Origin of the sequence: Caballeronia sp. LjRoot31, assembly GCF_964253885.1 — a bacterium.
Classification (GTDB): domain Bacteria; phylum Pseudomonadota; class Gammaproteobacteria; order Burkholderiales; family Burkholderiaceae; genus Caballeronia.
The window spans coordinates 1,346,778-1,364,796 of the sequence record NZ_CAXURX020000003.1 but is presented as its reverse complement, the minus strand read 5'-3'; the positions used below and the strand labels follow the sequence as shown (position 1 = coordinate 1,364,796).

The 18,019-nt window shown below is 60.3% G+C and carries 17 protein-coding genes; 10 read left to right on the top strand and 7 right to left on the bottom strand.

Annotated elements, in window-relative coordinates; genetic code table 11:
- Positions 1-3 precede the first annotated feature (3 nt).
- The 4 genes from ACSQ8V_RS34805 to ACSQ8V_RS34790 form a co-directional block, all read right to left on the bottom strand.
- On the bottom strand, positions 4-675 hold the full coding sequence (locus ACSQ8V_RS34805; protein WP_436208850.1) for a DUF1028 domain-containing protein: 672 nt from the start codon (positions 673-675) through the stop codon (positions 4-6).
- 13 nt (positions 676-688) lie between these two features.
- A complete protein-coding gene (locus ACSQ8V_RS34800; RefSeq protein ID WP_436208849.1) occupies positions 689-1,102 on the bottom strand; it encodes a RidA family protein in 414 nt (137 codons plus the stop codon).
- Between the two features lie 7 nt (positions 1,103-1,109).
- On the bottom strand, positions 1,110-2,594 hold the full coding sequence (locus tag ACSQ8V_RS34795) for a 4-hydroxyphenylacetate 3-hydroxylase family protein (RefSeq protein WP_436208848.1): 1,485 nt from the start codon (positions 2,592-2,594) through the stop codon (positions 1,110-1,112).
- An 81-nt stretch (positions 2,595-2,675) separates the two neighbouring features.
- Positions 2,676-3,218, bottom strand: a complete 543-nt coding sequence (locus ACSQ8V_RS34790) for a flavin reductase family protein (protein WP_213762828.1) — start codon at positions 3,216-3,218, stop codon at positions 2,676-2,678.
- A 157-nt stretch (positions 3,219-3,375) separates the two neighbouring features.
- On the opposite strand from ACSQ8V_RS34790, the gene ACSQ8V_RS34785 reads away from it, so the two are divergent.
- The 7 genes from ACSQ8V_RS34785 (at position 3,376) to ACSQ8V_RS34755 (ending at position 10,974) form a co-directional block, all read left to right on the top strand.
- A complete protein-coding gene (locus ACSQ8V_RS34785) occupies positions 3,376-4,299 on the top strand; it encodes a LysR family transcriptional regulator (protein ID WP_436208847.1) in 924 nt (307 codons plus the stop codon).
- Positions 4,300-4,487: 188 nt separating this feature from the next.
- Positions 4,488-5,654, top strand: coding sequence for an SRPBCC family protein (locus ACSQ8V_RS34780; protein ID WP_436208846.1), 1,167 nt, complete (start codon positions 4,488-4,490; stop codon positions 5,652-5,654).
- Positions 5,655-5,725: 71 nt separating this feature from the next.
- Positions 5,726-6,883, top strand: coding sequence for an ABC transporter ATP-binding protein (locus ACSQ8V_RS34775; protein WP_436208845.1), 1,158 nt, complete (start codon positions 5,726-5,728; stop codon positions 6,881-6,883).
- 1 nt (position 6,884) lies between these two features.
- The gene (locus tag ACSQ8V_RS34770) at positions 6,885-7,949 is read left to right on the top strand and encodes an ABC transporter substrate-binding protein (RefSeq protein ID WP_436208844.1); all 1,065 of its coding nucleotides are present in this window, start codon (positions 6,885-6,887) and stop codon (positions 7,947-7,949) included.
- A gap of 32 nt (positions 7,950-7,981) precedes the next feature.
- Positions 7,982-9,226 carry an ABC transporter permease gene (locus ACSQ8V_RS34765; RefSeq protein WP_213763050.1) on the top strand — a complete coding sequence of 415 codons (1,245 nt, stop codon included), beginning with the start codon at positions 7,982-7,984 and terminating at the stop codon, positions 9,224-9,226.
- A gap of 12 nt (positions 9,227-9,238) precedes the next feature.
- A complete protein-coding gene (locus tag ACSQ8V_RS34760; protein WP_436186233.1) occupies positions 9,239-10,066 on the top strand; it encodes an ABC transporter permease in 828 nt (275 codons plus the stop codon).
- A gap of 116 nt (positions 10,067-10,182) precedes the next feature.
- Complete coding sequence (locus tag ACSQ8V_RS34755) at positions 10,183-10,974, top strand: phytanoyl-CoA dioxygenase family protein (RefSeq protein ID WP_436186232.1); 792 nt, start codon at positions 10,183-10,185, stop codon at positions 10,972-10,974.
- 202 nt (positions 10,975-11,176) lie between these two features.
- Here ACSQ8V_RS34755 and ACSQ8V_RS34750 read toward each other — a convergent pair whose 3' ends face one another.
- The gene (locus ACSQ8V_RS34750) at positions 11,177-11,476 is read right to left on the bottom strand and encodes a VF_A0006 family four-cysteine protein (RefSeq protein ID WP_213762835.1); all 300 of its coding nucleotides are present in this window, start codon (positions 11,474-11,476) and stop codon (positions 11,177-11,179) included.
- 459 nt (positions 11,477-11,935) lie between these two features.
- Between ACSQ8V_RS34750 and ACSQ8V_RS34745 the strand changes: the two genes are divergently transcribed.
- Positions 11,936-13,837: a putative bifunctional diguanylate cyclase/phosphodiesterase gene (locus tag ACSQ8V_RS34745; protein WP_436208843.1), complete on the top strand. Its 1,902-nt coding sequence runs from the start codon at positions 11,936-11,938 to the stop codon at positions 13,835-13,837.
- Between the two features lie 125 nt (positions 13,838-13,962).
- On the opposite strand, the gene ACSQ8V_RS34740 is transcribed toward ACSQ8V_RS34745, so the two are convergent.
- Positions 13,963-14,364: a hypothetical protein gene (locus ACSQ8V_RS34740; protein WP_436208842.1), complete on the bottom strand. Its 402-nt coding sequence runs from the start codon at positions 14,362-14,364 to the stop codon at positions 13,963-13,965.
- 232 nt (positions 14,365-14,596) lie between these two features.
- Between ACSQ8V_RS34740 and ACSQ8V_RS34735 the strand changes: the two genes are divergently transcribed.
- Both ACSQ8V_RS34735 and ACSQ8V_RS34730 read left to right on the top strand, forming a co-directional pair.
- On the top strand, positions 14,597-15,403 hold the full coding sequence (locus ACSQ8V_RS34735) for a DeoR/GlpR family DNA-binding transcription regulator (protein WP_436208841.1): 807 nt from the start codon (positions 14,597-14,599) through the stop codon (positions 15,401-15,403).
- Positions 15,400-16,551, top strand: a complete 1,152-nt coding sequence (locus tag ACSQ8V_RS34730; protein WP_436208840.1) for an MFS transporter — start codon at positions 15,400-15,402, stop codon at positions 16,549-16,551. Before ACSQ8V_RS34735 ends, ACSQ8V_RS34730 begins: the two co-directional genes overlap by 4 nt.
- A 309-nt stretch (positions 16,552-16,860) precedes the next feature.
- Here the strand turns inward: ACSQ8V_RS34730 and ACSQ8V_RS34725 are convergent.
- A protein-coding gene (locus tag ACSQ8V_RS34725) for an IS5 family transposase (protein ID WP_436180705.1) occupies positions 16,861-17,672 on the bottom strand; the annotation gives its coding sequence in 2 pieces (ribosomal slippage) (positions 16,861-17,324 and positions 17,324-17,672; 813 coding nt in all).
- Positions 17,673-18,019 lie beyond the last annotated feature (347 nt).

Below are 18,019 nucleotides of genomic sequence, written 5' to 3'. Positions count from 1 at the left end.
AAGCTAAAGGTCTCCGGGTACGCCATACGACGGCGCTTGCTCGGGCCGTTTCGCGCGCGTCGCATAGTCGTTCATTTGCGGTTCGTAGCGCTGCCAGAGCACGCGCAAGTCGGCGATGGGTTCATCGGACCAGTCCACTCGCAACTCCGCAAGCGGCCAGACGTCCCGCCCGTATACGCAAAATCCCGCTGAATGCACGGGTCCCGCCTCACCGCCCGCCGCCGCGCCCGCTTCCAGCGAGAAGATCAACCGCTCGGCAAGCGAACTCGCGTGAGACGCTTCGAAGGCTTCGACCATGGCGGCCGGGATACCATCGTGTGCAAGCAGATTCCCCGCCGCGATGCAGTCGCGCCCCGCCTTCGTCGCGATAATGCCAAGTCCTTTCGCCCCGGTCACCGCTTCTCGCGAACCGTCGGTGTCCAGTACCGCAAGCTGTCGCCACTCGGCGTAGGGCCGTGCGTCCTGCAACTGCCGCAAGGCACTCTGCGCACCGAATCCCTGCGCCAGCAAATTCAGGCCAAGCACGCCAAGACGCGGATCGGTCACGTTCTGGCTCAGCACCACGCCGTGCGGGCTGGCCCACAAGCAACGGCTGGGGACCGCAATGCTCGAACTGCACACAATGCCGCCGACCATGCCTGTACGTTCGCATCGGCCAGCCAGTGAAAAGGTCATGAGAAGACTCCGTTCAACTATTCGGAATGACGGCGATCACGTCGATCTCCACCAGCCACTCGGGCCGCGCGAGCGCTGAAATCACGAGCCCGGTCGAGACCGGATACACGCCCTTCAACCACTTTCCCACCACCGTATAGACTGCCTCGCGATAACGGACATCGACGAGATAGATCGTGATCTTGCAGATATCCTCGAGCTTGCTGCCGGCTTCGTCCAGCAGCATCGCAATGTTCGCCATGGCTTTTTCGGCCTGCGCGGCGATGTCGCCCACCCCCACCGATTCGCGCGTATCCAGGTCCTGGCCAATCTGGCCGCGCAGGTAAACCGTGCCGTTCGCGACCACCGCCTGGCACAGGTCATTGTCCAGTTTCTGCTCGGGGTAGGTCTCGCGCGTATTGAATTTGCGGATACGGGTATGGCTCATGAACACCTCACACAACGCGCTTGAGCCGCGGCTCTGCGCTGGATTGAACAACACGGTCCGACAGGTTCGCAGCCTTCTTCACGTAGCCGAGCGTACTGTCGAAATCGAAGTTGCGGAACACGGCGCCCAGATGCGCGAACGGAGGCGACTGGGCAAACAACTGGAACGTCAGCCGATGTCCGGCGTAGTCGGAATTCAGCAAGTCACGGGCGAACGCAAGCAACTTGCGGCGGTCGTCGGAGACCCAGTTTTCGTTGACGGTGTAGTACTTGTCGAGCCAGTCGCTGATCTCGGGATTCGCAAATGAGGCCGCGTCCGGCGTCACGCAAATCTGCCCGCCGCACAGCTCGCGGGCAAGATGCATCATCTCGTGAAGCCGCGAACATGCTTGCACGCGCCCTGTATAAAGCAGCGACTGGTTGGGCATCATCAGCCCCGCAGGACTGCGCTCACCGCATGCAATAGATGCGGTCAAATGCGCGTTGATGGTCTCTCTGTACACCGCGAGGGTCGACAGTTTTTCCTGCACGGCCTGCTGCTTTTCGAGCCCGGTCTGACGCGCATTGAACAGCGCCGTGCCAATCATCAGGTCGGCCAGACGCAGGTTGCGCTGAACGAACGCAAACGCGCTATAGCGATGCAGCGTGGCGCGAATGAACGTGGCCGCCTTCGTGTGCTGATAAAACAGCACGTCTTCCCACGGGATCAGGACGTTGTCAAAGATCAGCAATGTATCGATTTCATCGCAGCGGTTGGAGAGCGGATAGTCCTCCGGATTCGCGCGGCCCGCGAAGCCCGTACGGCAGATGAACTTGAGCCCCGGCGCAGACATGTTGACGATGAAACCAACCGCATAGTCGGAGAGTTTCGCATCACCCCAGTTGGCGATAGTCGGCTTGACGAAGGCCTGGTTCGCATAGGCGGCGGCCGTTTCATACTTGGCGCCGCGCACCACGATGCCGGCATCGGTTTCTTTCACCACATGCAGAAGCATGTCGGGGTCCTGCTCCTGAGGCGGTTTCGAACGATCGCCCTTCGGGTCTGTGTTCGCGGACACATGGAACGGGTCCTCGTGCAGCGTCCGATGAATGTGGCGCTCAATATTTTCCGCAAAACGCGGGTCCACTTCGTTGAGCACATCCTTGCCGTCATACAGCGACCACATCTCGCCGATGGTTTCATCGCCCACCCGCGTTGCAATACCTCCCACGTCGTCGAGCACGGTATCCACCGCTAGCCGCTTGTCATGCCAGTCCTCCTGCGTGTACGGCAGCTTCAGGCCGATGGCGTTGCGCTCACCGGTCTTTTCATCCACATAGCTCATGATGCCCTGCGTCGCTTTCTCATGCGCCATGTCATAGATACGCGCACGGATATCGACGATAGGCTTGAACATGGGGTGCGTGGTCACGTCGTTCACGCGTTCGCCGTTGATCCAGACTTGCCGTCCGTCACGAATGGAATCGCGATACTGCTCGCCGGTTCTGATCATTTACTGTGCCTCGGTCCGTTGGGAATGTCGTTCGGAAATGGGTCCATGCCGGCCTGTCTGGATCGTCTAGAACGGGATCGTTTAAAACGCCAGGAACTGGCCGTAGTCGCGCTTGCAGTAGAGCAAGGGCATGTGCGTCACCGGCGCGCGGGTGACAGCCGCCACTTCGCCGAAAAACACCGTGTGCGTGCCAATAACCTGCTGCGCCACCACGCGGCATTCGAGCGCGGCCACCGCGCCGTCGATAAGCGGCACGCCCAGCGTGCCGGCCGTATTCGTGCAACAGGAAAAGTCGAAGGGCTTGGCCGTCGACGAGCGCCCGGCGAACGTATCCGCTATACCGCGTTGCGCCACGTTCAGCAGGTTCACCGCGAACACGCCGTTGGCCGCTACCGCCGCATTCGCCGGGCTGCGCGTGTTGATGCAGACCAGCAGCGTGGGCGGATCTGCGCACACTGAACTGCAGGCGCTGACCGTGACGCCGAAGCGCTGGTCGCCGCTGCCGGTCGTCACCACGTGAACCGAGGTGGAGTTCGACGCCATGGAATCCAGGAACGCAGCGCGCAAGGCGTCTACGTCCCTGACCTTGCCTTCACCTTCCGTTGAACTGTTGTCTCGTTGCATGTCGTCCCCCTCGCGTGTCCGCTAGCCTTTCGCAAAATCTACGCTCGGGCGACGCATCCGAAAAACATATTTCAAAAATGCAAATCATCGCTTTTGCCTATGCAAGCCCATTTATGTCCACGCACAATAAGCGCTAGAAAAGACCACGGGGCGGATCATGGAACCTGCGCAATTACGCTATTCGCTGCGTCAGTTGAGGTACTTCGTCGTCACGGCGGAAGTCTTGTCGTTCACGGCCGCGGCCAAGCTGCTGCATATCTCGCAGCCGTCCATCTCCACGGCGCTGGCGGACCTGGAGGTGTCGTTCGGGGTCCAGCTTTTTATTCGACATCACGCGAGCGGGTTATCCCTGACGCAGGCGGGCCGGGACATGCTCGGGCGTGCACGCGACCTGCTCAAGAACGCGGAGGACCTGCAGACGGCCGCCAAGGAAATGGACGGCGGCATGTCCGGCGCCATCACGCTCGGCTGCCTTGTCTCGCTCGCGCCGCCGCTCATGCCCGCGATGATGAGCCGCTTCCTCGCCGATCACGCGGGCATTGCGTTCCGTACGCTCGAAGCGCATCAGGAGGATTTGCTGCGGGGCCTGCATGATGGTTCGCTGGATATAGCGCTTACTTACAACCTCGACCTGACCGACGACATCGCCTTCACGCCGCTGCTGTCATTGCCGCCCTATGTGATCCTGCCCAGGACACATAGGCTGGCACGCGCGCGCAGCGTCGCGCTGGCCGACCTGCGCGACGAGCCTTACGTCATGCTCGACCTGCCGCACAGCCGCGAATACTTCGCCGGACTCTTCGACGCCGTCGGTGACCGGCCGATTGCGGCGTTCAAGTCGTCACAGCCTGAAGTTGTCCGCGGCATGGTGGCGAACGGCCTGGGCTACAGCATCCTCAACTTCCCGCTCAAATCAAGCCGCACCGTGGATGGCGAAGACTTCGTGATCAAGCAGTTCAAGGACGAAGTGAACGCGACCACGCTGGGTATCGCCCAATCCAGAAGCATGAAACTCCGGCAAGTCGTCCAGCATTTCGCTGCGTTCTGCGAAGCGGAAATCAAGCGCCAGCATGGCAGCTGAATGGACGGAAATGCACGGGTTGAAGAAACCCGGCTAGATAGGAAAAAGCTTGGTTCTACATGCAAAAACAATATTTTGGCTGGTAATTTGACTTGATAGATTGATGTCCATGCAGCGAGCAACCCGTAGCCACGATTGAACGGGTTGCCACATTCACTGAATGGTCACTGAATGGGAAAGGAGGCGCGATGGGTTCTGCAACGGCATCCTCGATCGCAACGTCGAACACATCCGGCGCTGGCCCGGACATCGTCCGCCAGTTGCAGGCCAACTGCGAACGCCCGTTCAGCGATGCACGCTCAATGCCGCCCGCGGTCTACACCTCGCCTGATTTCCTGGCGCTGGAACAAGAACGTATTTTTCGTCGCGAATGGCTGTGTGTCGGCCGGGCGAGTGCGCTTGGCGGAGCGGGCGACTATCTCACGGCCGATATCGACGGTCAGCCGATCGTCGTCCTGCGCGACGAGCACCTGGAGTTGAAGGCGTTTTCCAACGTGTGCCTGCATAGGATGTCCGTGTTGCTCGAAGGGCGCGGCAACACCCGCCGCATCGTATGTCCGTACCACGCATGGAACTACACGCTCGATGGCAAACTCCACGGCGCCCCCATGATGGAGCGCCAAAGCGGATTTTGTAAGGAAAACTACCTATTACCCACGGTGCGATGCGAAGCCTGGCAAGGCTGGATCTACGTCACGCTCGACGCGAATGCACCGCCGGTCGCAGAGAAACTCGCCGGCCTCACGGATCTGATCGCCGACTACGGTATGGCCGATTACAAGGAAACATTCTACGAAGAGCACGTCTGGGATACGAACTGGAAAATCCTGGCCGAAAACTTCATGGAGAGTTATCACCTGCCCATGCTGCATCGGGCAACGGTCGGGCCGCATTCGCGCCTCGACGAGATGGAATGCCCGCCCGGCAGTGATGCGTTCAATTACCACTGGATCACCAAGGAAGCGTCGCTGCCCATCGGCCAGGCGCATCCGGATAACCAGCGCCTTCAAGGACATTGGCGCAAGACGACCGCGCTGCTCGCGATCTACCCGACTCATCTTGTCACGCTGACGCCGGGTTATTTCTGGTACCTCGTGCTGCAGCCGCTGGGAACGGGCCGCGTTCATATTCGCTTCGGCGGCGGGCTGGCGCCTGAGTTCATCGCGGATCCGTTGGCTGGGCAATACATGGCGTCGCTGAAAGAGTTGCTGGACGCAGTCAACGAGGAAGACCGGCGAGGCGTGCAGGCCGTGTTCCGTGGCGTGCAGGCGCCGCTTGCAAAACCCGGCCATCTCAGTCACCTCGAACGGCCGAACTACGACTTCGCGCGTTATCTCGCGCAGCAGCTTGCCTGATGCACGAAGCACGACGCTCGCAGCAAGACACGCAACGCAACACCGATCTGAAACCCGGAGCCCACGACACGATGTCAACCCACTCCTTCATCTCCTTCGCGGGCGTGAGCAAGACGTATGACGGCGTTCATTACGTCGTGGAAGGGCTCGATCTCGACGTAGCGAAAGGCGAATTCGTCTCGCTGCTCGGACCGTCCGGTTCTGGAAAGACGACCACGCTGATGATGCTTGCCGGTTTCGAATCAGCAACTCAGGGAGAGATCCGCCTGAATGGAAAACGCCTCGACGATAAACCGCCGCATCAGCGCGACATCGGCATGGTGTTTCAGAACTACGCGCTGTTCCCGCACCTCACGATCGAACAGAACATTGCGTTTCCGTTGTCGGTACGAGGCATTGGCCGAGCAGAACAAAAGGCGCGCGTGAAGCGGGCGCTGGAGATGGTCGAGTTGCCGCAACTGGCTTCCCGCCGGCCGTCGCAGTTGTCCGGCGGACAGCAGCAGCGTGTCGCCCTCGCCCGCGCGCTCGTGTTTGAGCCAAGCGTGGTGCTGATGGACGAACCGCTGGGCGCACTGGACAAGCGGCTGCGCGAAACCATGCAATACGAAATCATGCGGCTGCATCGCGAGTTGGGATTGACGGTGGTGTATGTGACGCATGACCAGGCGGAAGCGTTGACCATGTCAGACCGGATAGCCGTGTTCTCCGATGGCCGCATCCAGCAGGCAGCGACCCCTACGGAACTCTATGAAAACGCGCACAACGCGTTCGTGGCGAATTTTGTTGGCGAGAACAACGGCTTGACGGGCCGGGTACTCGAACAGGACACAAGCTGGGCGACGCTGGAACTGCCGGGCGGAACGGTCATTCGCGGCCGTTGCGGGCGGGGTCTACGGAACGGCGAGGAAGCGATGCTGGCGCTGCGCCCGGAGCGCGCGCACATAGCGTCTGTTGACGCTGCGCAGAACGCCGCGGACACCAACCTGGTGAGCGCGCGCGTGGAAGAACTCGTGTATTGCGGCGATCACCACCGCGTTCACTTGAAACTCGGGGAGCTTGGTCATGGCGACAGCATCATCGTCAAAGTCCCGAATACGCAGCACCACGATCTTCCGTCACTCGGCAGTGCAACCGCCGTGGCATGGCGCCACGACGACTGCAAGATCCTCGCAACGGCCGCTACTATTACCCGCGGCCCTGCTCCGTCCTTCACCGCAGGAGTCCATTGACATGAAAGCAACACTCGTTCGAACCGGTCTGACGGGCATCGCCGGACTCGCACTTACGGCGGCAAGCTTGTTCGCCGCCACCGCACATGCAGCCGATACCATCTCGGTCGTAACCTTCGGCGGCGCTTACGAGACCGCGGCGAAGAAAGCGTTCTTCGAGCCGTTCACGGCAGCCACCGGCATCGGCTTCTCGACTGAATCGTACGATGGCGGCCTCGCCAAACTGTCCGCCATGGAACAGGCCAAGAACCCGACATGGGACTTGATCGACCTTGAATCCAACGACGCCATCACCGGTTGCGACGAGGGCTTGTTGCGCAAGATCGACCGCAAGTCGCTCGGCAACACCAGCGCCTTCATCCCCGGTTCGATCATGGATTGCGCGGTCGCCGCCATGGTCTGGTCGACCGTGTACGCCTATGACACCACCAAACTCAAGACCCCGCCGACCACCATCAACGACTTCTTCGACCTGAAGAAATACCCTGGAAAACGCGGCTTGCGCAAGTCCCCGAAGGTGACGCTCGAATGGGCGCTGCTCGCCGACGGCGTGAAAACCGCCGACGTGTACAAGGTGCTCGGCACGCCCGCCGGCGTCGACCGCGCGTTCAAGAAACTCGACACGATCAAGCCGAGCATTGTCTGGTGGGAAGCCGGCGCGCAGCCGCCGCAGTTGCTCTCCGACGGCGCGGTGGTTATGACACAGGTCTACAACGGGCGTATTGACGACGCGGTGCACAAGGACCACAAGCCATTCGTATCAGTGTGGGATGGCCAGGTCTACGACTTCGAATGGTGGGGCATTCCGATGGGCGCGAAGAACGGCGACGCCGCAGCCAAGTTCATCGTTTCCGCCTCGACCGCACAAAGCTACGCAGACCTGACGAAGTACATTGCTTACGCGCCGCCGCGCAAGGACGCCATTCCTCTGATTGCGAAGGATCGCCTGAACGACTTGCCGACGGCTCCCGCCAACTTCAAGCATGCACTGCAGATCAACGCGAGCTTCTGGGCGGATAACGCCGACCAGATCAACAAGCGCTTCCAGGTCTGGCTGACACAGTAAGGCGACCCGTGACCGTGACAGTGACCAGCAATCTGCAGGAGCCGGCTGACGTATCCGCTAGCTCGGGGGCCGACGGACGGACGGCGTATGCGAAAACCCGTCGCCGGGCGTCGGCCCAGGCGCTCCTGCTTGCGTTGCCGCTGCTGTTGTTCCTGCTCGCCACCTTCATTGCGCCCATCGCGATCCTGCTGTCACGGAGTGTCGAAAATCGCGAGGTGCCGGTGAACCTGCCGGCATTGTCGCAAGCGCTCAAGGCATGGAACGGCGAAGGTGTGCCCGACGAGCACACGTTTGCCATCCTCGCAGCCGATATGCGCCGTGCGTCCGACGAAGGGCAATTGGGAACCGTCGCGCGGCGGCTGAATTTCTACCTGCCGGAGTTTCGCAGCTTGCTGATGCGCACCGCGCGCCAGTTGCCCGAGACTGCGCCACCCGCCTGGAAACCTGCGTTGATCGAACTCGATCCGCGCTGGGGCACGCATGACATCTGGCGCATCCTGAAGCGCTCCGCTGTGTCGCCTACGCCCGACTATCTGTTAGCCGCCGTCGACGCCACCGTCACGCCTGACGGTTCGATCGCCTCCCTGCCCGCTGACAGTTCCGTGTTCGTCAATGCGTTTGCGCGCACCGTATGGATCAGTGCGTCGGTCACGCTGCTGTGCCTCGTGCTGGGTTATCCGGTTGCGTATTTGCTCGCCACCCTGCCGGCGGCCAAAAGCAACCGCCTGATGCTGCTGGTGATCGTGCCGTTCTGGACGTCGCTGCTCGTGCGCACGACCGCGTGGTACGTGCTCCTGCAACCGGGCGGGGTCATCAACAGCTTGCTCATGGGGATGGGTCTCGTCAGCCATCCACTACCGCTCTTGTTCAATCGGACCGGCGTGTTGATCGGCATGACGCATATCCTCCTGCCCTACATGATCCTCGCGATCTATTCGGTCATGAAAAGCGTGTCGCCGGTGTATATGCGCGCGGCGCAATCGCTCGGCGCGCATCCGGTCACCGCGTTCATCCGCATCTATGTGCCGCAGACTTTGCCGGGTGTCGGCGCAGGCTGCTTCCTCGTATTCGTGCTTGCGCTCGGTTACTACATCACGCCTGCATTGCTGGGCGGCGCCGGTGACGAAATGATCAGCCAGTTGATTGCGGCGCAGACCAACGAACAGCTCAACTGGGGGCTGGCCGGTGCGTTGTCGGCGTATCTCGTGATCTTCACTGCCGTGTTCTATTTCGTGTTCAACCGGCTCGTCGGCATCGACCGGCTGCGCTTCGGCTAAGGGGCGGGACTCATGCAAAGCCAGCGCCATCTCGTACTCTCCGAACGCATTGCGTCGAAGTGGTTGCGCGTGCATTCGGCGCTCATCCTGTTCTTCCTGATCGCGCCCATCCTGGCCATCGTGCCGCTGTCGTTCAACACCGGCTCGTACTTTTCTTATCCGATGCAAGGCTTCTCGCTGCATTGGTATGCGAAAGCGCTCGGCAGCAGCGACTGGCAACGTGCGTTCCTCAACAGCATCGGCATTGGCACAGCATCCACGGTGCTTGCCACCTGCCTCGGCACGCTCGCGGCGCTGGGCCTGAGCCGGGCGAATTTTCCGTTTCGCGCGGTCATCATGCCGCTGCTCATCTCGCCGATGATCATCCCCATCGTCGTCGTTGCCGCCGGGTTCTATCTGGTGTTCGCGCCGCTCGGTCTCGTCAATTCCTACGTTGGCGTGGTGCTCGCGCATGCGGCGCTCGGCACGCCGTTCGTGGTAATCACCGTGACGGCGTCCCTGCTCTCGTTTGACCAGAGCCTCATTCGCGCGGCGTCGGGATTGGGGGCCACGCCGTGGATCGCCTTTCGCCGCGTCACGTTGCCGTTGATCGCGCCGGCCGTGGCGACGGGCAGCGTGTTTGCGTTCGCCACCTCGTTCGATGAAGTCATCGTGATTCTTTTTATCGGCGGCCCGGATCAGCGGACTGTACCGCGGCAGATGTGGAGCGGCATTCGCGATTCGATCGATCCATCGATACTCGCGGTCGCCACCATGCTGATCCTGTTCGCGGTGGCGCTGTTCACCAGCATCAACTGGCTTCGCGGACGCAGCGCAGCAGCGGCGTTACCGGGAAGCTAAAGGCTTTAAGGGAGCCGGTGTTCGCTTTGCCGGCTCGGTTCCTTCACTAGCGGCAATCGCGTTTATACGAGACCGGACGCGCGGTGCCGATTGATCAATCGTTAAAGGAGAACAGCATGCTGGCAACAGAACGGGAAGCGTTCGATCGTGACGGCGCCGCCGTCTTGCGTGGGGTGTTTAAAGACTGGGTCGAGCCCTTGCGTGAAGGCGTGGAATACAACGCCACTCATCCGGGACCTTCGTTCAGGAACTACACGCCTGAAAAAACAACCGGGCGTTTTTTCGGTGACTACTGCAACTGGCAGCGCATTGAACCGTTCAGGGATTTTGTCGAGCACAGTCCGGCTGCATCGGTGGCTCAGGCTTTGATGGGCTCGCAGCGTGCACGCATCTTTCACGAACATGTGCTGGTGAAAGAAGCGGGTGCGGCGAAGCTCACGCCATGGCATCACGACGAGCCCTACTACTGCGTCAGCGCCGAGCAAGCCGTCAGCCTATGGATTCCACTCGATCCGGTGCCTCGCGAGACGTGCGTCGAGTTCGTGGCCGGGTCCCACAAGTGGGGAAAGCTGTTCCGTCCGCGCAAGTTCAGCGGCGTGGCGTATGACCACAAGTCGGATCGGCTGGAAGAGTTGCCGGACATCGATGCGAACCGGGATGCGTATCAAATCCTCGGTTGGGATCTGGAGCCGGGCGATGCCATAGCGTTTAACTTTCATACGGTACACGGAGCGCCGGGTAACGTGGCGGGCCAGCAATCGCGGCGTGTCGTTTCGTTCCGATGGCTCGGCGATGGCGCTCACTATGTCGACCGCGGTGGCGAGACCTCACCGCCCTATCCTGAACTGGCTGGCAGGCTTGCTTCCGGCGATCCATTGCCCGAAGCGGAGTTTCCGTTCATCGTCTAAGGCGTGTTGACGTTAGGCATATCCGGCGTTGGTCTCGCTGTTAACTTTTCGGGAGACCCGTTGACGTCCTGTCATTGGCGCGGGATTTGCCTGCTGCATTTAGGCCCTGGCTCAGCCCGGATGCTGAAGTTTGACGATGCGGCAGAAGGCGGCGAAGCGCAATAAATGGCCAAGGCCAGCAGGTGCCAAGGCCGATCTCAACTCAGCCGCTATTCGCCCGGCGACAGGCTGTTGCCACTTGTTGCGCAGCGTAGTCGTTCTCTATTCCTTGCAGATTCTGAACCAGACAAACGCGATAGTTTTTCTCGTTATTATTCAGAAACGCGCTTTCCTTATAGAGTTTTCGACACGACGTTGTAATCAGATCGGTCGCCTGTCTGCTCCTTACCCCTTTCAGCGATTGCATCACGCACTGGTTGTATGACGCGTCTTCGTTAAATGCCATCGCGATACCCGGAGCCGCAACCATCAACGCAACGAATGAGCAAATACCGCGCTTCATTTTTTGTCCTCCAAGTAAAAGACCGCACGGCATGATGCTCGATCTGAGTTCGCTAATGCACTCGCTTCGAGACAAGAATGAATCCGCCGCGTCATTCCCTGCATTTTACCTTCGGTCGCAAAGCGGACCTCACGGCTTAACGTCAGGGGCTCTACTCATGACGTCCCGGCTAGCCATGCTGCAGCGCAAACCAGACGTTAACCCGTATCATTTTCCGTAAGCCTGCGAACCAGGTCATCCTCCACACGTCCCCGTCTCGCCTTCGTCCGGCATCGGCCTGGCGAGAGTCTTGGTTAAAAAAACCGCCATTGTTCCGCCCTCTGATACTCCTGGTACCAGCAAGTCGCGCGGGCGTAACATCATATTATTCGAACAACGGACACATTTACCCGGATAATTAGGGGCAGACAAAAAGCCAATCGCGCCGATAACCAAGCACCTACCTATATTGCGCATGCCATGGCGTTCAGTGAACCGAGGTTGCCGTTTTTCAAATGGCTCGCAGGATCCGCTCAAGACCTGAGCGCTGATAATCGACAGATATTGCTGTCAAACCTGTTCACCAGGACGACGTCGATCGCAATGGCGTCAGTTTGCGAGATCAGCGTTTGCGTCACCGCCTATTATCTTCATCCGGGCGTCGGCTACGCGTTATGGACGCTCGCCGTAATCGCGCTGCTGATCGTGCGCCTGTCCCTGATTGCCATCTGTTGCAAGCGCAGCGCCCGCAACGAGCCCACGCCGACATCGCTGTTCCTGCTTGCCAGCATCTTGTGGAGTGCGCTTCTAGGACTCGGCGCCCTCTTATGCAATATCAGCGGAGATCAGACACTTTTCCTGTTGGGCAACGTTTGCGCAGTTGGCGTGGTAGGCGGGCTGGCCGGCCGTAACGCAGGCATACCCCGGCTTGTCCTGATCCAGATATCCATCATCTTTACGCTGCTGGGAATCGGTGCTGCACTGTCTCCGGCTTCTGGAAAAATCGTCTTGTTGTTCCAGGCGCCGTTTTGCGCTGCCGGCTTTTTTACCGTTGCTATCCGCAGCAACAAGGACACCGTCGCGCTGCTGCTCGCGCAGGAAACCAGTAACCGCCTCGCCCGGCACGATAGCCTCACGGGCCTGCCGAACCGCGCCCGCATCAGCGAACTCTTGCTGAACCGTACCGATGCCGAGCCGGCGCTCAGGCCCGGATCGTTCGCAGTGCTGCTGATTGATCTTGACGGTTTCAAGGCCATCAACGACAGCCTCGGGCACGCGGCCGGCGACCTGGTGCTTCAGGAATCCGCCAAGCGCTTGCGAGCGGTCTTGCGCCAGGGGGACGTTGTCGGCCGTCTGGCGGGCGATGAATTCGTCGCCATTTCCAGCGACGCCTCCGTCAGCGAAGAGGTCCGGCTGCTGGCGGATCAGATTGTGAAAACCCTTGGGCGTCCATTCTTACTTAACGAGGTGCTGGTGCGAATTGGCGCTAGCGTCGGAATCTCGCAATATCCCGAGCACGGGGAAACGGGACCGCAACTCCTCATATGCGCCGACCGTGCGTTGTACGCGGTCAAGCGCAGCGGTAAAAGTGCCTTTGCCGTATTCGATGCCAAGGCGCACGCCTCCGACGACAGCTTGAGCCTCCTGCGAAGCGACCTGGAAGGCGCGCTTCAATCATTTGGCAGCGGCTTGCGGATGGAGTATCAACCGATCGTCAATCTGGCAAGCGGAGTGGTCACGGGACGGGAAGCGCTGGTCCGCTGGACACATCCCACTAGAGGCGAGTTGCCGCCCACGACCTTCGTTCCCATTGCAGAGCGAACGGGCCTGATCCTGCCGCTGGGGGAATGGGTACTCCGGCGCTCCTGCGCCGAGGCAGCGCGCTGGCGCGAGCCGGTGGTCGTTGCGGTGAACGTATCGCCTGTGCAGCTGCGGGAAGATTCGTTCGCGGATCTGGTTGCGTCCGTCATGGAGGAGTCGGGGTTGCCGCCGTCGCGCCTGAACATCGAGGTCACCGAAACCGTGCTCATGAGCGACGATGTCCCGACCCGGCGCAACGTGCAAAAACTTCGCGCCATGGGTATCGGGCTCGCGCTCGATGACTTTGGAACAGGCTTTTCCACGCTCTCGAATCTATGCCGTTTTTCGTTCGATACACTGAAGATCGACAGCTCGTTTGTGCGCGAATCCGTGCATCGACGGGAGTCGGCGGCGGTGGTTCGCGGGATCGTGGCGCTCGCCCACGAGCTGGGGATTCCCACCACGGCGGAAGGTATCGAAACGTATGAGCAACTGAGCTTTGTGCGGGCTTGTGGATGTACCAGCGCGCAGGGATTTTTTCTTGGCCGCTCGGAGCGAATCGAGAGTATTTCGCAACTCTGAAAGTCGGCTGGATGGGGGTGGAGGGTTGGTTGTCGGTTGATTGCCGCTGGCGGTTTGCCGGAAAAGCGAAGCTCACGTTCAAGCTTCTCTGCCAGCTTGGTCATCGATTAGTGGCGTGAGCGCATTCACTCCTCGCATTGCACATCCTCCCTTGGCACCACGATAATCACCGGGTACGTCCCGTGGTCGAGTTCCACGCGCGCGACCACGGCCATTGTCGCGCTATCGATGTCGTCGTACACGCTGACTTTTTCATGCCGAAGGCTTGTGATGCCCGTACACCCGGACGCGCGACCCTCGTCGGAAACCTGGCATTGGATCGGGTTGTCTGCAAGGAAGCGATATCTGTCTCTGTCGGGCATCGCAAGGTATTCGTGAATGCTCTGTGCCGATCCCCCCACGCCGGTGACATACCCAATGGCGCATTGCTGTTTGGGTGTGTCGCTGCCCTCGGATGTTTGGGCGTTCGCGGCCATGCTTGCGGTCGCGACGACCGCCGCAAGTGTCAATGCAAAGAGGTATCTCATGGAGCAAGTCGCGGTTGTCTGATCGGAGTGCTCGATTGTAATGGCACCTTGCCCGAAGGGTTGAAAGCGAAGAACGGCTGCTCCTGCCAGATTCGCTGCGCTGGTCAGATCAGGTTTCACAGCCACGAAAGACGAACAAAAAAATTTGCCCACACTCGCTCGTTTACGATAACTTATGCTCACTTATGATCGATTTAGAGCAAACGAATAAATCCGGACAGAGACCGACAACATGCAAAGAAGCAGGCGTGACGCCGTAGACGGGTTGCTTCCCGACGAACGCGCAAAGCTGATTCTCGACAGGCTACGAACGCACGGCCGCGTACTGGCGGCTGAACTCGCGCTCGAATTCAACACCTCCGAACACACGGTTCGCCGCCATCTGCGCGATCTGGCAGACGCGGGTCATTGCAAGCGTGTGTACGGCGGTGCGCTGCTGATCTCCCCCGCTGCACCGGCCGGGTCCACCCGTCTGCGCCAGGCGGCTGACCGCAAGGCCCAACTGGCCGTTGCGGCGGCATCCCTCGTCCGGCCGCGGCAGATCATCCTGCTCGATGCCGGGTCGACCAACGTCGCTATCGCGGCCGCGCTTCCGGACAACGCCGATCTCACGGTCGTGACGAACTCCCCCGATGCCTGTTCGCGTCTGCTCGATCGCGCGGGTTTCGATGTCATTCTGATTGGCGGCCGGATGAGCGCGCGTGGCGCGGGGTCGCTTGGGGCCACGGCCCTTTTGCAGGTACAGCAGATCAAGGCCGATCTGTGTTTCCTCGGCGCTTGCGCCATCGACCCGGACGAGGGCGTGGCTGCATTCGAGGCGGAGGAAGCCGAGCTTAAACGTGCGATGGTCAAATCGAGCGGTCAGGTCGCCATCGCGATCACGTCCGAGAAGCTGATGACAGCGGCGCCCTTTTTTGTGGTGTCGGCGTCCGGCATTGAGCATTTGATCGTGGAGGCGGATGTCTCCGCGCAGCGGCTAGGCGAGTTCGAAAAAATCTGCGGCAACGTGATCGTGGCTCACGCAGGGACCCGATCATGAGACCTGTCGCTGAACGCATTGCCACCACGGCGGTGTTTCTTGCTAACGGGCTGGGCATAGGCGCGTGGGCCGTCGAAGTCCCGCGGATCAAGGAAGCTTTATCGCTAAGTGATGCATCGCTCGGGATCGCGCTGTTCTGTTTTGCGTTGGGCGCGATTGTTGCCATGCCGCTTGCGGGCCGCCTCGCGCCGCGTTTCGGAAGTGGCCGCGTCACAGCATTCCTGGGCGTTGCATTTGTTATTGCGCTGCCCTTGCCCGCGCTGGCGCCGGACTTCGCTTTGTTATGCGTCGTGCTCTTTGTATTGGGCGCTGCGAATGGCGCACTGGATGTATCGATGAACGGACATGCCAGTGCGATCGAAGGCGAATGGCAGGCGCCGATCATGTCGTCGTTTCATGCGGCGTGGAGCATGGGCGGCCTGTTGGGGGCGGCAGCGGGCGCGGCGCTTCAGGCCAATGGTATCGGCACGATGGGTGGATTGCTGCTGCCTGATGTCGTTATCGGCGCGCTCATTTTGATCAGCGCTGTACTTGCGCTGCGGGATATTGGACCGAGGGGATTAGCGTCGGCTAGCGGCTTTACCTTGCCTAGCGCGGGCGTCATGAAACTCGCTGCCCTTGCCTTTCTCTGCATGCTGGTTGAAGGCGCGGTGGCGGACTGGAGCGCGGTGTTCCTGCGCTCGGCGCTCGACACGCAAGCAAGCGCAGCGGCGCTCGGCTATTCGTCGTTTGCGTTCGCGATGGCGGCATGCCGCGTGGTCGGAGATGTATCGGTTCGACGCTTGGGCGCGAGCGTCGTGGTCGCGTTTGGAGGGCTTATCGCAGCGCTGGGCTTGGCGTTGGTGCTGGGTTATCCGAACGTGGTCACCGCTTGCGTGGGGTTCGCGCTTGTGGGGATCGGTCTGGCTAACATCGTGCCTGTGATCTTTAGTGCCGCGGGCCGTTCAACGACAACGCCGGCTGTTGGTGTTTCCATGGCCGCTACGGCGGGTTATGCCGGCTTTCTGGTGGGACCGCCGGTGATCGGGCTCGGCGCAGGTTTACTGGGTTTGCGGCTCGCGTTGTGTGGGCTTTTGCTTGCCGCTTTGATCGTCTGTGTGGTGGGGGGGAAAGCCGTGAGCCGGGCTGGCGTCGAGCGGGTGGTTTAAACGCTAAGCGTTGGGCGTGGGACCTGCCGGTTGGTGGGTTTTGGGGTTAGTGGTCGAGGTCTATGCCGGGTTGGTCGGTTCCGGGGCTAGCGGTCGGGGTCTATGCCGGGTTGGTCGGTTCTGGGGCTAGCGGTCGGGGTCTATGCCGGGTTGCTGCTTTCGGCCGTGGCGGTCTGCCTGAGTCGGATTTTCTCTTTATCACTGTTAGCCACTGTGCGTGGCGGCACGTCATTTCTTTGTCCAAAGCGACAAAGAAACGAAGCAAAGAAAACGCTTTCAACCACGCTACCCTAAGAGACTGTTGCAGAATTAAGTTTGCATATTTTTTAGCCGGGTCCAGCAAGTTAAAGCGCACGCGAGCGTGAGGAAGGCTTCGTGTATGTGCGCATATTTCTCGTAGCGCATCTTCAGGCGGCGATAGGAGTGCAGCCAAGCGATCGTACGCTCGACAGGCCAACGTGTTTTGCCTAGACCACTGCCATGGGGTGAGCGCAGTTTCGCGAGTTCAGGAGTGATGCCGCGTTTGCGAAAGCGTCGCCGATGTGGCTCAGAGCTATAGCCTCGGTCGCCCTGAACAATTTTGGGCTTACGCAAGGGCCGTCCTGGCTTGCCTCGAATTGGCGGAATGGCTTCGACCAGTGGGTCAAGCTGAGTGACGTCATGGCGGTTTGCGCCCGTCAGGATGACGCCGAGCGGGATGCCTTGCGCATCGACGATGATATGGTGTTTGCTGCCGAGTTTGCGCCGGTCCGTGGGGTTTGGGCCTGTTTTTTTCCCGCGTACAACGCGCGAATGGAGGAGCTGTCGACCAGTACTCTGGCCATATCGAGTTGGCCCCGACGGCGCAGTTCCGCCAGCATCGTTTCGTGCATGCGTTGCCATACGCCCGCTTTATGCCACTGGTCCAGGCGCCTCCAGCAAGTGGAGCCCGACCCGCAGCCCATTTCCTGCGGCAGCAAATTCCACGCGAGGCCTGCGCGCAGCACGAACACGATGCCTGTGAGCACGGCGCGATCAGGTATTGGCTTGCGTCCTGCATACCGGCGATTGCGCGGCGCAGCTTTGGGCAGCAACGGTTCGATGAGTGCCCATAATTGGTCGTCTATAAGTTCCTTAGCCATGGCTTCCTGTCAGGGAAAACAAGACAGAAGTTAACACCAGAGCCAAAAAGTTAACAGCCCCTTTTTGTAATTTCGCAACAGTCTCTAAGTGTCCACAGCGTGCAGTTTCTATTCATAGGTGCCCCAGAAGCACGGTGCTCGCCAGAGCGGAGGATGTTTGAACCCCTCCTTCTCGCGAATCCTGACACGAACACGCTTCGCCCCCAACGCTCTCGGGCAAGCACCATTGCCAATGAATCCGCACGGCCTCACGCATTTTGGCTGCCGCACTCTTCCGCGTGTCAGCTACGTGGTCTGACCGTTATGTCGGTAGGTCGCAGCACCACGCGTGTTGCCGCTCCAGTTTT